This window comes from Lactobacillus selangorensis (assembly GCF_001437205.1).
Classification (GTDB): domain Bacteria; phylum Bacillota; class Bacilli; order Lactobacillales; family Lactobacillaceae; genus Paralactobacillus; species Paralactobacillus selangorensis.
Genome location: NZ_JQAZ01000026.1, coordinates 1 through 304, shown reverse-complemented (window position 1 = coordinate 304; position 304 = coordinate 1). Strand labels below are relative to the sequence as shown.

Sequence of the window (304 nt, the reverse complement as noted above, 5' to 3'; positions counted from 1 at the left end):
CCCTACACGCTTAAACCGGGACAACCGTCGCCCGGCTAGCCTAGCCTTCTCCGTCCCCCCTTCGCAGTAACACCAAGTACAGGAATATTAACCTGTTTCCCATCGACTACGCTTTTCAGCCTCGCCTTAGGGGTCGACTCACCCTGCCCCGATTAACGTTGGACAGGAACCCTTGGTCTTCCGGCGAGCGGGCTTTTCACCCGCTTTATCGTTACTTATGTCAGCATTCGCACTTCTGATACCTCCAGCAACCCTCACAGGCCACCTTCAACGGCTTACAGAACGCTCCCCTACCCAACAACGC

1 rRNA gene is annotated in these 304 nt (G+C 55.9%); it reads right to left on the bottom strand.

Features of this window, described 5'->3' with window-relative positions:
- Positions 1-304, bottom strand: a 23S ribosomal RNA gene (locus IV40_RS10475); the annotation flags it as partial.